The organism is Aeromicrobium sp. SORGH_AS_0981 (assembly GCF_031453195.1).
Lineage (GTDB): Bacteria > Actinomycetota > Actinomycetes > Propionibacteriales > Nocardioidaceae > Aeromicrobium.
Genome location: NZ_JAVIZD010000001.1, coordinates 1,303,986 through 1,317,942, shown reverse-complemented (window position 1 = coordinate 1,317,942; position 13,957 = coordinate 1,303,986). Strand labels below are relative to the sequence as shown.

The 13,957-nt window shown below is 73.7% G+C and carries 14 protein-coding genes, 1 tRNA gene, 1 other RNA gene and 1 riboswitch; of the genes, 4 read left to right on the top strand and 12 right to left on the bottom strand.

Features of this window, described 5'->3' with window-relative positions:
• Window positions 1-70 precede the first annotated feature (70 nt).
• Window positions 71-619 carry a hypothetical protein gene (locus QE370_RS06705; protein WP_309633874.1) on the top strand — a complete coding sequence of 183 codons (549 nt, stop codon included), beginning with the start codon at window positions 71-73 and terminating at the stop codon, window positions 617-619.
• Here the strand turns inward: QE370_RS06705 and ffs are convergent.
• Window positions 619-709, bottom strand: an RNA gene (ffs, locus tag QE370_RS06700) — signal recognition particle sRNA small type. The two genes, QE370_RS06705 and ffs, sit on opposite strands and share 1 nt — an antisense overlap.
• 65 nt (window positions 710-774) lie before the next feature.
• Here ffs and QE370_RS06695 point away from each other — a divergent pair.
• The 3 genes from QE370_RS06695 to QE370_RS06685 all read left to right on the top strand — a co-directional run bounded on the left by QE370_RS06695 (window position 775) and on the right by QE370_RS06685 (window position 3,625).
• Window positions 775-859: transfer RNA gene (locus QE370_RS06695), tRNA-Ser, on the top strand.
• A gap of 330 nt (window positions 860-1,189) precedes the next feature.
• Entirely contained in the window at window positions 1,190-2,239 is a 1,050-nt protein-coding gene (locus QE370_RS06690) for an AraC family transcriptional regulator (RefSeq protein WP_253027125.1), read from the top strand.
• A gap of 132 nt (window positions 2,240-2,371) precedes the next feature.
• Entirely contained in the window at window positions 2,372-3,625 is a 1,254-nt protein-coding gene (locus QE370_RS06685; RefSeq protein WP_309633873.1) for an acyl-CoA dehydrogenase family protein, read from the top strand.
• A gap of 76 nt (window positions 3,626-3,701) precedes the next feature.
• Here QE370_RS06685 and QE370_RS06680 read toward each other — a convergent pair whose 3' ends face one another.
• The 11 genes from QE370_RS06680 to QE370_RS06630 all read right to left on the bottom strand — a co-directional run bounded on the left by QE370_RS06680 (window position 3,702) and on the right by QE370_RS06630 (window position 13,932).
• Window positions 3,702-4,052 carry an Lsr2 family protein gene (locus QE370_RS06680; RefSeq protein WP_253027127.1) on the bottom strand — a complete coding sequence of 117 codons (351 nt, stop codon included), beginning with the start codon at window positions 4,050-4,052 and terminating at the stop codon, window positions 3,702-3,704.
• A gap of 96 nt (window positions 4,053-4,148) precedes the next feature.
• Window positions 4,149-4,904 (bottom strand): 2-phosphosulfolactate phosphatase, encoded by a 756-nt coding sequence (locus tag QE370_RS06675; protein ID WP_309633872.1) that lies wholly within the window; start codon window positions 4,902-4,904, stop codon window positions 4,149-4,151.
• Between the two features lie 34 nt (window positions 4,905-4,938).
• A complete protein-coding gene (locus tag QE370_RS06670; RefSeq protein ID WP_309633871.1) occupies window positions 4,939-5,583 on the bottom strand; it encodes a hypothetical protein in 645 nt (214 codons plus the stop codon).
• Between the two features lie 29 nt (window positions 5,584-5,612).
• Entirely contained in the window at window positions 5,613-6,419 is an 807-nt protein-coding gene (locus QE370_RS06665) for an ECF transporter S component (RefSeq protein ID WP_309633870.1), read from the bottom strand.
• Window positions 6,416-8,011, bottom strand: a complete 1,596-nt coding sequence (locus tag QE370_RS06660) for an ATP-binding cassette domain-containing protein (RefSeq protein ID WP_309633869.1) — start codon at window positions 8,009-8,011, stop codon at window positions 6,416-6,418. The genes QE370_RS06665 and QE370_RS06660 overlap by 4 nt, the downstream gene beginning before the upstream one ends.
• Window positions 7,995-9,149, bottom strand: a complete 1,155-nt coding sequence (locus tag QE370_RS06655) for a CbiQ family ECF transporter T component (RefSeq protein WP_309635243.1) — start codon at window positions 9,147-9,149, stop codon at window positions 7,995-7,997. Before QE370_RS06655 ends, QE370_RS06660 begins: the two co-directional genes overlap by 17 nt.
• The gene (locus QE370_RS06650; protein WP_309633868.1) at window positions 9,146-10,039 is read right to left on the bottom strand and encodes a hypothetical protein; all 894 of its coding nucleotides are present in this window, start codon (window positions 10,037-10,039) and stop codon (window positions 9,146-9,148) included. The genes QE370_RS06655 and QE370_RS06650 overlap by 4 nt, the downstream gene beginning before the upstream one ends.
• Entirely contained in the window at window positions 10,036-11,202 is a 1,167-nt protein-coding gene (locus QE370_RS06645; protein ID WP_309633867.1) for a terpene cyclase/mutase family protein, read from the bottom strand. The genes QE370_RS06650 and QE370_RS06645 overlap by 4 nt, the downstream gene beginning before the upstream one ends.
• A gap of 519 nt (window positions 11,203-11,721) precedes the next feature.
• A riboswitch (cobalamin riboswitch) is annotated at window positions 11,722-11,797 on the bottom strand.
• 88 nt (window positions 11,798-11,885) lie between these two features.
• A complete protein-coding gene (locus QE370_RS06640; protein ID WP_309633866.1) occupies window positions 11,886-13,223 on the bottom strand; it encodes an LssY C-terminal domain-containing protein in 1,338 nt (445 codons plus the stop codon).
• A gap of 7 nt (window positions 13,224-13,230) precedes the next feature.
• Window positions 13,231-13,725 carry a ribonuclease E activity regulator RraA gene (gene rraA / locus QE370_RS06635; protein WP_286689472.1) on the bottom strand — a complete coding sequence of 165 codons (495 nt, stop codon included), beginning with the start codon at window positions 13,723-13,725 and terminating at the stop codon, window positions 13,231-13,233.
• 54 nt (window positions 13,726-13,779) lie between these two features.
• On the bottom strand, window positions 13,780-13,932 hold the full coding sequence (locus QE370_RS06630; protein WP_309633865.1) for a hypothetical protein: 153 nt from the start codon (window positions 13,930-13,932) through the stop codon (window positions 13,780-13,782).
• Window positions 13,933-13,957: the final 25 nt, after the last annotated feature.

Below are 13,957 nucleotides of genomic sequence, written 5' to 3'. Positions count from 1 at the left end.
ACAGCGGTCGGGGGCGTCGTGCGTGGGTGGCGGGAGGTCGACGGACCGCTGCGGCTGCGATGATCCGGGCATGGCAGCCGCCCGGTTCGAATTCTTGGACACTCACCCCGAGGTGACAGCCGGCTTCGCCGTCGTCCTGAGCTTGTGGTTCCTGGTCGCCTGGTTGTTCCGCAGCGAGAAGGGACTGGCACGGGCGAGCTACGAGGATCGACGACGAACGCTGCGCGCCGCGTTCGCCTCAGCCCTTGCCGTGGCGATGCTCGTGTCGGCCCTGCGGGTGGATTCCTTCGACGCCGTGGGGAAGCTGAACTTCTCCCTGCTGCCGGCCTCGTGCGCCATCGTGGGCGCGTGGGGCATTCTCGTCATGGGTCGCCTGGCCGACGCGCCCGCCAGCTCCGTCGGCACCTGGCGACAGCCCGTCTGGACGTGGTGGCCGGTCCTCCTCGGCACCGCACACACGGTGGTCACTGTCATCGCCGTGGCCCGCGTGGAGCCGTGGGCCATCGGCACGACGCAGCACGTGTCGATGTGGGTGGTGGGAGCCTTCTCCTGCGCCGCGGGCGTGGGGACGGCAGTCGCGGCGCTGCGGTTCCGCGTCCCGGTGGCCGCCGGGACGTGAAGGACCCCTCGCGTACCCGCCAGAGCCCACTGACCCTTGCTGCCTTCCGGCCCTGGGGGAGTTGGGTGAGATAGCGCCACGCGAGGGGCTGGGCCCAGCATACGGGGGCTGCCCCGGTGCGTTCCACGCGGGATGCGACCGGTACGCTCGTCCGCGGAGGATTCGCATAGTGGCCTAGTGCGCTCGCTTGGAAAGCGGGTTGAGTGAAAGCTCTCAGGGGTTCGAATCCCCTATCCTCCGCAGAGGTCAAGAACCCCTCGGCATCTATGTCGAGGGGTTCTTCCGTTCCCCTGCCATGCCGAGGGGTCTTGACCTCTGGTCTGGGCTAGCGGATTCGAGGGGGAGGGAGCGCCAGCGACCGACCGGGTCCACTCCTCCCCCGGCGTCTGTGCCACCGGATTCGAGGAGAGGCTGGGACACGTCCCTCGCGCACGCGACGAGCGACCTCACCGCCGCACGACCGCGCGCGTGAGGACTTCGACACGCGACGGTGCCGCGAGCGCCTCACCGGCACAACACGCGCGTCCTAGCGTCGAGAGGACGCTCGGGGACATCGGAGAGGACGCAGCGATGGGCGTGCAACCGCAAGCACCAGGACGGACGCTGCCGAGCGGTCGCGAGACGTCACGGACGATGCGCTCGTGGACCACCGCGGACCGGCCGGTCGGTGAGCAGTTCGCCTACTGGCGCGAGGTGATCTGCGAGGCGTTCGCGCCGCTCGCAGCCGAGCGCGGCCCGCACCACGCGGCCGACGCCGGCACACGCAGCGGCATCGAGAGCTGGGTGCGTTCGAGCCGACTCACGGGCACCAACTGCGCGGAGGTGTCCTCACGGACCCAGCTGATCTCCCACGGCCGCGCCGAGGTGCGACGGACCGCGTCGGAGGAGGTCTTCGTCAACCTGCAGCTGAAGGGCTCGTGCATCGGGCGCCAGGACGACCGGACGTGCGTCGTCCCCGCAGGCGGGTTCGCGCTCTTCGACACGACGAGCGAGTACCACCTCGACTTCGTCGAGGACCCCCGCGACGGGGAGTGGCGGGTGCTGTCCTTCCGCGTGCCGCGGGCAGACCTCGTGCCCATGCTGGCCTCGGACGAGGGCTTCACGGCTGTCGCGCACGACTCGAGGACGAGCGGGATGGCGAACCTCGTGGCGTCGACCATGGCGTCGATCTGGCAGAACATCGGCGCGCTCGACGGCGTCGCCGCCGAGGCGGCGGAGACCGCGTTCACCACGACGCTCGCCGCCGCGTCAGGACCGGGCGACCTGGTCGGGGACGCACGCCGCGAGAGCTGCGACGCCGCGCTGCGGGCCTCGATCAACCGGTACGTCGCCGCGCACCTGCACGGCGACGACCTGGCTCCGGCCGTCGTCGCCCGACGCTTCGCGATCTCGGTGCGCAAGCTGCACGCCCTCTACGAGGGCACGGGGTGCACGTTCGCCCAGACGGTGATGCGTCTGCGGGTCGAGGCCTGCGCCCGCGACCTCGCGAGCAGCAGCCGCACCGTCACGGAGATCGCCACCCGGTGGGGCTTCTACGACCTCTCCCACCTCAACCGGGTCTTCCGGGCCCACCGCGGATGCCTGCCGTCGGAGTACCGGCTGGGTGCCGAGGCGTCCTAGCCCGACGTCCCGGACAGCCGTGCACCGCTGTCCCACCAACCTCGCACCCTCGTGCGAGCCAGCGCCTGTGCCGCCGACCGATGCTGGAGCACCAGCCGTCGGAAGCGCCGACGCACGACAGAGGAGCCGAGCATGGCACTTGACTTCACCTTGAGCGAGGAGCAGCAGGGGCTGCGACTCCAGGCCCGCGCCTTCGCCGACGACGTCCTGAGCGGCGTCGCCGGCACCATCGCCGACATCGCCGACCCCCTCGAGCGGTTCCGCGCGATCAAGCCGTACTACGAGAAGATGGTCGACGCCGGCTTCCTGGCCGGCCTCGTGCCCGCGGAGCAGGGTGGGCACCGCTTCTCCAACCTGCAGTTCGCGCTCGCGTGCGAGGAGCTCGCGCGGGTCGAGATCAACGTGCCCACCGCGCTCCTCGGGACGGGGCTGGGCCTGTACCCCGTCATCAAGGCCGGGACCGACGAGCAGAAGGAGCGGTTCCTGCGGCCGTTCGCGGGCTCGGAGCCGAGGCTCGCCGCGATCGCGTTCACCGAGGCCGCCGGCGGCGCCAACTTCGACAGCCCCGACGCGTCGGTCGGCGTGCAGACCTTCGCCGAGCGCGACGGCGACGAGTGGGTCATCAACGGCCGGAAGGCCTACACCACGAACGCGTCGGGCTGGGACGACGACGGGGCCGACCTGATCGCCGTGGTCTGTCGGGTCGACCCGACGAAGCCACCGCTGGAGTCGCTCGCGATCATCATGGTCGAGAAGGGCAATCCGGGCGTGAAGATCACGGGCATGATCGACACGGTCGGCCACCTCGCGGCGAACTCGCCCCAGGTGCACCTGGACGACGTGCGCGTCCCGCTGGACAACATGATCGGCCAGCCCGGCGACGGCATGGACCTCACCAAGGGCGCGTTCTCCTGGACCTGCTCGAGCATCGCCGCCGCGTGCGTCGGCAAGATGCGGGCGGCCTTCGACTTCGCGTACGAGTTCACGCGGACCGAGAAGCGGTCCGGCCCGCACCCCGTCATCGAGTACCAGAACGCGGGCTACATGCTCGTCGACATCAAGACCCGCATCGAGGCCGGCCGCTACCTGGCATGGAAGGCGGCGCACCACTTCGACGCGACGGACGGCGCGGACCGCGAGCTGTCGAACATGAGCAAGATCTACAACTCCGAGCTGTCGGTGCAGGTCGTCTACGACGCGATGCGCCTCGTCGGGGTCGACTCCTACACGACGATGACGCCGATCGCGGGGATCATGCAGGACGTGCTCTGCTTCCCGGTCTACGACGGCGGCAACATGGGCGTCCGCCGGCGACACCTGCACGAGATGCTGCTGGAGCCGACCTACGACCCCCTGGCGGCCGCGGAGAACCGCGTGTCGTTCTGATCCTGCGGCCCCGACGCGACGCGGCCGGGTCGGACTCCTCGAGGAGCCCGACCCGGCCGCGTGGTCGTGACAGGGGTCAGTGCGCGGACTGGTAGGCCTCGATGAGCGAGGAGGGGACGCGTCCGCGGGCGGGGACGTCGAGGCCCTGCTCCTGCGCCCACTCGCGCACGGCCTTGGCGTCGACCGACGACGCGGACGACGAGGAGGACGAGCGGCGCGAGGAGCTGCTGCGGCCGGAGGCGCGACCTGCGCGGCGACCGACGGCGACGTAGGGCGCGACGGCGTCGGCGAACGCCTGCCGCTCGGCCTCGGTGAGGTCGACCTCGTAGCCGACCCCGTCGAAGGTGAAGGCGACGGTGGGCGACGGCGTGTCGATCTCGTCACCGCTCAGGTCGGAGTAGAACTTTTCCACGGTCTTTTTTGCCATAGGTGGAGATTATCGCGTTCGCAGCGAAAGTCGTGACACCGGGCGGAGGCATTATGGACCAAAGTCAGGAATATCGTCCAACACCTTTTTTCGACTTTATGGCGCTGGGACGAATCCGCGGTCGCTGAGCACCGGGACGACGCCGCTCGACCCCACCTGCGCGGCGACGGCGACATCGGCCTCCCACCCCGCCGCCACGAGCTCGAGCCCGCTCGCGCAGGCGTGCAGGTGGGACGACTCGCGCTCCCGCACGAGCCGGTAGGCGTCGGCGGCCAGGGCGGCCTCGGGCGACAGACCGGGCCAGTCGAAGTCCTCGAGCGCGGCGAGCACCGCGCCGGCACCCCAGAGGTCCTCGACCGCCGGTCGCAGCGTCCCGTCGGGCCACCGCTCGCCGGCGGCAACCACCGCCACGACCGTGTCGTCGGCGTCGTGCTCCCGCGCGATCCAGGAGGCGACGGCGGCGGCGTTGCGCAGGCTCGCCCCGACCACGGTCGTCGCCGCCGACGCCAGGGCGTGCGCGACGGCCGACCCGTTGGGCGACGGCAGCACGAGCCTGGGCGGCAGGTCGACCTCCAGCAGACGGGCGGGCGACAGCGTGGGCTCGTCGGCCGCGGCACTCGAGCGCCCACCGGCCAGCACGGCGCCCGTCTGGGCGGCCACCGCTGCGGCGTCCGGTCGACCCGCCGGGTACGGCACCACCACGGCACCGCGCTCGACGGCCACGCCGAGGGCGGTGGTGAAGGACAGGACGTCGACGACGACCGCGACGTCGGCGCCCTCGCCCACGGCGAGCCCGCCGGTGGGTCCCCAGTCGAACCGGACCGTGTGGTCGCCCTGGCGCGTCGCCGTCATGGCACCAGTGTGCCGACCCGACGGTGGCGCCCGGTCACGGCCGGCGCCGCCGGGCGACGACGACGATGCCGGCCACGACGGCGAGCAGGACGAGGGCCAGCGCGACCGTCACCGCAGTCTCGGCGCCCGAAGGACGCAGCGCGTCGTGCTCCTCGACCTGCGTCGCGCGCGGTGTCCGCTCCCGCGTCTCGACGGTCGGCCGGGTCTGCACCGGCACGTCCTCGCCGTCGGCCAGCAGCTGGTAGCGCAGGGCGACGAACTGCCCCGGCTGCACCCGCTGCTCGCGCAGCCCGGTCTGCGCGAACGTCCAGTCGCCGCCCTCGTCGGCGACCAGGAAGGCCCAGTACCCCGACCCGGACAGCGACGCGCCACACCGCTCCTCGTCGGGTCCGGGCCGGCCGTCGACCCGGCACACGAACGGCGTCGACCCGCTGGTCTCCACCAGGTCGTGCCCCGCCGCGACCAGTGCGTCCTGCGCGACGGCGTCCGTGTCGAGGCCGGTCGCGCAGCGCACGTCGGGCTCACCACCGAGCGAGGCCGGCTCGACGACGACCACGACGTCCTCGGCGGTGCAGGCGGCGGTCGAGCCGGAGTCGGAGGCGGTGGCGGCGGTGGCGGGTGCGAGGAGGCCGCCCAGCAGCACGGCGAGCACCAGGACGGGACGGGACGACGGACGCATGCCCACCATCCTCGCCGACCGGCGCTCCCTCACCCCTGGGCGACCTCGACGGCCGGCTGTCCGTAGCGGGCACGGCGGGCCGCACGGCGCAGCGTCGTCAGCACGGGAGGTCCGAGGATCCCCACGAGCAGGGCGTTGGTGATCGCCCGCCCGGTGTCCCAGCCCCACGTCGACGTGAGCAGGTTGTAGAGCAGGAAGCGGTGCAGGTTCTCCCCCACCGGGTCGCCCGGCACCAGCTGCAGCGTCCGGTCGGAGCCGGGGACGGCGATGCCCAGCTGGAACGGCCAGGACGACAGGTTCATCAGCATGCCGAAGGCGTAGGCGACGACCACCGCGTAGACGACGAGCATCACGACCTCCGCGCGGCCCGTCACCCGTCGCGGGAGCAGCCCCGCGCCCAGCCCGATCCAGGCCGCGCACATCATCTGGAACGGCAGCCAGGGCCCCACCCCCGACGTCAGCAGCGCCGAGGCGAACAACGACGTGCACCCGAGCACGTAGCCGAACCCGGGGCCAAAGACCCGGCCGGCGAGGACGAGCACGAAGAAGACGGTCTCGATCCCGGCCGTCCCCGCACCGAGCGGTCGCAGCGCCGCGTTGACCGCGGTCAGCACGCCCAGCATGGCCAGATCCTTGGCGTCCATGCCGCCCTCGGTGAGCTCGGCGACGACGACCAGCACGACGATCGGCAGCAGCGCCATGAAGATGAACGGCTGGTCGACGCGGGTCGCCCCCGCCGCGGGCTGCACGAACAGCGGCCACAGGAACATGACGAGCCCCGCGACCGACGCGACCCCGAGCACGAGCGCCGAGCGTGGCGTGAGGCGCGACGTCACGACGACGCCCCCGCGACGTCGGCGACCGTGAGCCAGCCGGGCCCGAGCACCTTGGCCGTCTGGGGCGCGAACGCCGGCGACTCCGCCAGCACCTTGCCGACGTCGCCGGCCGACACGACCTCACCCTCGGCCATCACCACGACGGCGTCCGCGACGAGCGCGACGAACTCGACGTCGTGGGTCGACACCACCACACCCCGTCCCTCGGCCGCCTGCGCGTGCAGGATGTCGGCGAGCTGGGTCTTGGCCGAGTAGTCGAGCCCGCGGGTCGGCTCGTCGAGCAGCAGCAGCCGCGGAGCCGCGGTGAGCACGATCGCCAGGACGAGCGACAGCCGCTGTCCCTCGCTCAGGTCGCGCGGGTGCTGGTCGCCGTCGATCCCGGGGGCCAGCCGGTCGAGCAGCGCGCGGCACCGCCCGCCGGCCGCGTCGGTGTGTGCATCGGCCGCGGCGCACTCCTCGTCGACGCTCTCCAGGTAGAGCAGGTCCGACGCGGTCTGGGGCACGAGACCGACCTGGGCCCGGGCCGCCGCCGGGGCGAGTCCGGCGGGGTCGAGCGCCTCCGACCCCACCGCGACCCGGCCGGCGGCGCGCCTGACCCCGCCTTGCAGCGCCCACAGCAGCGACGACTTGCCGGAGCCGTTGCGTCCCATGAGCGCCACGACCTCGCCGGCCCTCACGGTCAGGTCGACGGCGTCGACCGCGCGGTGGCGGCGGTAGTCGACGCACACGCCGTCGGCTCGCAGCACCGGTGCCCCCACGGGACGCCGTGGGCCCCGCACGGGTGCGGGACCGATCCGCTCGCGCAGCGGGGCGGACCGCCGCCGCGCGTCGCGCACCGTGAGCGGCAGCGGGTCCCAGCCGGCGAGCCGGCCGAGCTCCACCAGGGGCGGGGCGACGGGGCTGTCGCGCAGCACGTCGGCCGGCTCGCCCGAGCGGACGTGACCGTGCTCGACCACGACGAGCCGGTCCGCGAACGGCACCACGCGCTCCATCCGGTGCTCCGCGACGACCACGCCGAGCCCGACGTCGGCCACGAGTCGGGCCACCGTCGCCAGGACGTCCTCGGCCGCGGTGGGGTCTAGCGCCGACGTCGGCTCGTCGAGCACGAGCATCCGCGGGTGCATCGTGAGCACGGCACCGATCGCGACCCGCTGCTGCTGGCCTCCCGACAGCGTCCGCAGCGACCGGCGGCGCAGGTCGGCGATGCCGAGCAGGTCGAGCGTCTCCTCGACACGCCGACGCATGGTCTGCGGGTCGAGGCCGAGCTGCTCCATGCCGTACGCCAGCTCGTCCTCGACCACGTCGCTCACGAAGCCCGCCGCCGGGTCCTGCGGCACGTACCCCACGAGGTGGGCGAGCTCGCGCGGCGGCGTGCCGACGATCGAGGCGCCGTCGACGAGCACGTCGCCCTCGAGCAGACCGCCGCTGAAGTGCGGGACCAGCCCGTTGAACAGGCCGAGCAGCGTCGACTTGCCCGACCCGGTGCGACCGCACACCAGGTGCAGCTCGCCGTCGGGCAGCAGCAGGTCGACGTCCTTCAGGGTCGGCCCCGCGTCCTCGTAGGAGAACGTCACGTCACGCAGCTCGAGCACGGGGCACCTCCCCCTCGTCGTGGTCGGTCGGGTCGTCGGTCGTGTCCCGGCCCGTCGGGCCGGCGACGTCGGTCGCCGGCGGTGGCGTCAGGAAGGCGGGCAGCACGCCGACCAGCACGACGAGCAGCACCGGAAGGCTGACCGTCGGCCATGATCCCAGGTCGGGCACGACGACGTAGGGGTCGAGGTCGAACGCCCGGTCGACCCCCACCGCCACGACGACGCCGCACAGCACCGTCAGGACCTCCGCCGGACGCCAGCGGTCGGGGCGGTAGCGGGTCCGGCGCACCCGTCGCCCGGCGGAGCGTAGCGCCGCGGCGGCGAGCAGCACCCCCACGACGAGGACCGGCCCGGCGAGGACGCGGGGCGCGGTGCCGTCGAGGTAGGCGTAGGCACCGACGCAGAGGGCGCCGAGCCCACCGAGCATCAGCCCGCCCGTGACGAGCCGCTGCGCCGGTGTCGCACCGCCGGTACGGCCGTAGCCGCGCGCGTCCATGCCGGCGGCGAGGGTCATGGACCGTTCGAGCGCGTCCTCCAGCACCGGCACGACCACCCGCCGCAGCGACCGGACGCCCCGGCTCGCGTCACCCCGCAGCCGGCGCGCCCGACGGACGCGCTGCACGCTCTCCGCGAGCTGGGGGAAGACCGACAGCGAGACCACCACGGCGGTGCCGACCTCGTAGAACGCGGGCGGCACCGCGGCGAGCAGCCGTCGGGGGTTGGCCAAGGAGTTGGCGGCACCGACGCACAGGATGATCGCGGCGAGCCGCATGCCGTCGTAGAGGGCGCCGAGCAGCGACACCGCCGTCACGTCGCCGAGCAGCTGGATGCCGCGCGCGACGTCGGGGAGCGGGATCTCGGGCAGGTGGAGCAGGACGGTCTCGCCCTCGACGGCGCCGCCGCCGAGCACGATCCGGTAGAGCACCCGCAGCACGACGACGAACAGGGCGAAGTAGACGTAGAAGCGGTACGACAGCGCCCACGGCGCGTCACCGCGACGCGCCACGACGACGACCGACACGACCGCACCGACGACGGCCAGCACGAACGGGTTGAGCGTGAAGGAGGCCGCCGCGGCAAGACCGAGCGCCCAGAGCCACCAGGCTCCGGGGTGCAGGTCGCGTGCCGGGGAGGTCAGGAGCGGTCGTCCCTCCGCCGCCAGGCGACGACGCCGCCCGCGCCCAGCAGGGCCAGGACGACCGCGACGGCCACGAGCGTCCCGACGGGTGCGCCCGAGCCGGCGTCGGACGACGTGGCTCGGGTCTCGTCGCCGCTCCCGGCGCTCGTGGCGTCACTTGCCGACGGCGTCGCCGACGAAGCGGTCCGTCGCGCGCGCTCGTCGTCGCGTGCACGCTTCTCGTCCTCGTCGTCGTCGCCCCCCGCACCGTCGCGGGACTCCCGCCCCGCGTCCTTCGACGAGCCGGTCCCCCGACCGGACGACGGGGCGCCCGCCGACGCGCCGCCGTCACCGGACGCGCCGGAGCCGCCCCGGCCCTCGGAGCTGCTCGGACCACGCGACCCTCCAGCGCTGCTGGTGGGGCGCGCCGACGGCTGGGCAGCCGCCGCGCCCGCCGGGGTGACGCCCGGCTGCGCGCGGCTCGCCTGGCCCTGCCAGCTCCACGCGACCCAGCCGCCACGCGGGACGTCGAGCCCGTCGACGCCGATCTGTGCATAGCTCCACGACCCGTTGCCCGTGGACACCCAGAGCGACCAGTACGCGTCGGCGGGCGACGCCTGCACGCAGCCGGCGTCGGCCGGCAGCGCGTTGACCCGGCACACGAAGCCACGCTCGCGAGCGGCTCGCTGCATCGAGACACCGGCCGCGGTGAACGCGGCGGACGCCTTGCTGCCCGAGCCCGGGACGCACGTGGTGCTCACGCCGCCGCCGAGCTGGTGGGGGTCGACGACGACGGTCACCCCGTCGCCCTGCGCGCAGGCCGCAGCCTGGGCCGGCGCCTGCACGACGACCGCGCCGGACGCCACCCCGAGCAGGGTGGCTACCAGCGCGGGCAGGAGCCGTCGGGTCATCGGACCACCGTGAGGGTGGCGGTGCCCTGGCGGGTGTCCGTGAGACCGCGGACGAACACCGTCTTGCGCCCGGTCGCGGGGCCCACGCCGATGACCGTCGTGAAGCGTCCCGTGCTCGACGCCTTGCCGGTCGCCACGTAGCGGCTGCGGTAGTACACGCGCACCGGCTCGCCGGCCGCGAGGCCACGGGCGTTCACCCGGACCTTGCCGTCGACCTTCACCGACGTCGCGCCGACGCTCGCCGGGAAGCGGGCCGACGCGGCGAGCACGCGCACCGACGTCGAGCCGACCCGGTTGCTGCGCGAGCCGGTGACCGTCGCGCGCACGGTGCCCGTCCGCGTCGGCGCCTTCACCGAGGCCGTCGCCAGGCCGTCCGCGTTCGCGAAGACGCTCACGGCGCCTCCGCCCGCCAGGACCACCCGGGCCTTCTCGCCCGAGGCGAGGCCCGTGGCTCGCACGGCCACGGTGCTTCCGCCCGCCACGTAGCTCGTGGGGGCGGCCACCGTGAACGTCGCGGGCGGCAGCTGGGCGTCGACACCGACGGCGGCCTGCGCCGTCGCGCGGACCCACTGGTCACGCGCCTCGACCGGGATGCCCTTCTCGAGCCCGGTCTGCAGGGCTGCGTCGTCGTAGGCGATCGCGCCGATCTCGTTGCCCAGCGCGGTGTCCTCGGCCTTGGCGTCGGTGACCTGCTTGCTCACGATCCACGACGCGGCGGCGCCGGCGCGACCGACCTGGCCGACGCTCTTCAGGGTCGCGGCCGCCAGGCCCGTGCTGTTCGTGTTGGGGGTGCCGCCGTCGCTGAAGGAGCCGTCGGCGGCCTGCGTCCGCAGCAGCCAGCCGGTGGCCTCGTCGACGTCGTCGTCGAGACCGGTGACCCCGTGCTCGCGCGCGACCTCCAGCGCCTGGAGGGCGAACGCGGTGGCGTCGACGGTCGGGCCCTGCTCGGCACCAGGCGTCCCGCACTGCTCGTCGGCCATGCTCACCCGGAAGCCACCGTCGGCGCACTGCTGCTTCAGGAGGTACTCGACCGTCGACGCCGCGCGGCTCGACGACGCCGTCGACAGTGCCCTCACGACCCACGCCTGGCCGATGGTGTTCGAGTAGTCCCCGTACGAGGAGAGGTCGCGGGCCCGGCCGGCTGCCGCCCCCTCGGCGACCACACGCTCCTCGGCGCGCTGGACCAGGTCGACCCCGCCGAAGCTCGTCGCGTCCTGGCCCGCCTCCTGGACGGCGCTGGCGAGCTTGCCCGTGGCGCCGGCGTAGCGGTCGTCGGGGGCGAACGAGCCGCCGGTCGTGTACTCGTCGACCTTCGACGCCAGCGCCTCGACGATGCGCTGCTGCGTGGCGGCGCGGGTGTCGAGGTCGTGCAGCGCGAGGGAGGACGTCGATGGTCAGGCCGAGGTCGTCGACGTCGTACTGCTCGTTGCGCACGACGCCGTCGGTCAGCTGGTCGTCCAGCCACCGCGCCGCGGAGTAGGCGTAGGAGTTCGGGGCGGCCTGCGCGGCCGGGGCGGCGCCCAGGAGTCCGGCGCCGAGGGCGACGACGGCGGTCGCGACGGCGCCGCGACGGAGGGTGTGCTTCATGGGGGTCCTCACCCGCTGCAAAAAGAGCAGGGGACGCCCCTGGAAGGGAGACCCGCTGCGACCACGACAGCGTGATTCGGTCGGGTGCCCGGTGCGGTGTTCCGGCTCCCCCCGACGGCGGGCGGCGGGGGCTACGGTTGCGGGTCAGCGCCGGACTTCGACCGGCTTCCCCGCAGTCGGGCACGTGGAGTGGTGTGTCGACTGACAGGCGGACGGTACCACCCGCTCCCGTCGCGCAGCGAGGCCTGAGACCGGGATCTCAGGCGTCCGTCCGTCGTCGAGCGACCCACCGGCGCACCTCCGAAGAGCTCACGGACACCACCACCAGCACGGAGAGCCCGGCGGAGCCCAGCACGACCAGGCTGGGGCGGGGACCGCCCGACAGCAGCGCGAGCTGCACGACCGCCTCGGCCGTGCACACCACCATCAGGAGCACGCGGGCGAGCGACCGGCGCGCCACCACGAGCCCCCACAGGACGGCACCCAGGACCGTCGCGCCGCTCAGGCGTGCCACCTCCGCCACCGACGCCGAGGAGATGAGCAGGTCGGCCCCGGACACGGCCACCGCCCCCGCGACGGCGAGGACCGCCTTCGCCACGAGGAAGACGCCGCTGAGCAGCAGCGACGGCGGCGGCAGGTGGTGCTCCCAGGTCGAGGCCGCGTGCGGAGCGTCCGGACGGCCCGGCGCACCCAGGCCGGTCAGGTCGAGCACCGCGAGCGTGCCGTCGCTGCGCACCACGTCGCCGCCACCGTTGCGGGCCGTGAACGCGGTCGAGAAGTCCTCCACCACCCGCAGCCTCGCCGACGGCACCGCGTAGCGGACCGAGTCGACGACGAAGTCGCGCTCGACGTCGACGTCCGCGTCGACCTTGTGGGTCACCTGCAGCGTGAACAACGACAGACCGACGGCACGGTCGTACGTGGCGGCGGCGAGCCAGTCGACCCGGAAGCCGCCGGGCAGCACCCAGCCCTCCGGCACCGGCCAGAACCGCACGTGGTGACGTCGCGCGGCGTTGCCGTCGACCTCGCGCTCGTACGCGAAGGCCTGGGGGCGGCCGAACAGGAGCAGCGGCGACACCGGCGCCGCCGGGTAGGAGCGGCGCAGCAGCGCGGACACGACGATGCCCCACGACGAGCGCAGCGTCACCTCGTCGGCACGCGTCCAGCCGGCCTCGACCATGGCCGCGTGCACGTCGGCCTCGGTCCCGTCGAGCGCCAGGTTCACCGGGTCGCCGAGCACGCCCACGGTCGTCAGGGTCCGCCCGATGAAGTAGTCGGGCACGTAGACCCGGCTCAGCACCTGCTGGAGCCGCGGCAGGCCGACGTAGGCGAGGAGCACCCAGAACAGGACGAACCAGGCTGCGCCGTCCCAGCTGAGCAGGCCGCGCCACCCGTCGGTCGGGGCGAGCTCCCAGCCGAGCCAGACGGCGAGCAGGGCGCCGACGACGAAGAACGCCCCGTCGACGACATCACCCAGACGCCACGTCCGGCCCGTCTTGCCCGGGGGGTGGTCGTACCGGGGCGGCCGCGTCGGAGGGGCGGTGTCGACCGGACGACCGCGTCTCCAGTCCTGCCCGCCCGACGGCACGGTGCTCACACCGCGCTCACACCGCGTCGAGGCGGCCCTCGGCCACGAGCACGCCGGTGGCGTCGGCGTAGACCCACTGCCCGGGCCGCACCGTGACGCCACCGAAGGCCAGCTCGACGCCGACGTCGCCGAGGCCGCGGCGCTCGGTGCGCACGGGCGTGGGCGCGAGGGCCTGGACACCGAGGTCGAGGTCGCGCAGGACCTCCACGTCGCGCACGGCCCCGTGGATGACGAGCCCGGCCCAGCCGTTCTCGACGTAGCGGGCGGCGATGAGGTCGCCGAGGAGGGCGCGGCGCAGCGAGCCGCCGCCGTCGACGACGAGGACCCGTCCCTCACCGGGCTGCTCGCCCAGCTCCTTGACGCGCGAGTTGTCCTCGAAGCAGGAGACCGTCTCGACGGGGCCGGCGAAGGCCTCCCGTCCACCGAAGCCGCGCAGGAGCCCGGGCTGCACGACCGACACGCGGTCGGGGTGGTGGTCGTCGCAGAGGTCGGGCGTGGTCCATCCGGTCATGGGGTCCTCCGGGTCGGGGTGCACCACGACCCTATGCGCACCGCCAGGGGCGGGTCAGCCGACCTGGCCGCCCACCGCGACGACGGCGACGAAGCCGCCGACGAACAGCACGGTGCGCACCAGGCCGGAGCGCAGGAGCCGCAGCTGCACGGCGTCGAGCCGGGGAGCGGCCGGCCGCGAGGAGCCGGAGTGCGCGATGTTCGTCATGCCCGACACGCTACCACCCGAGGCA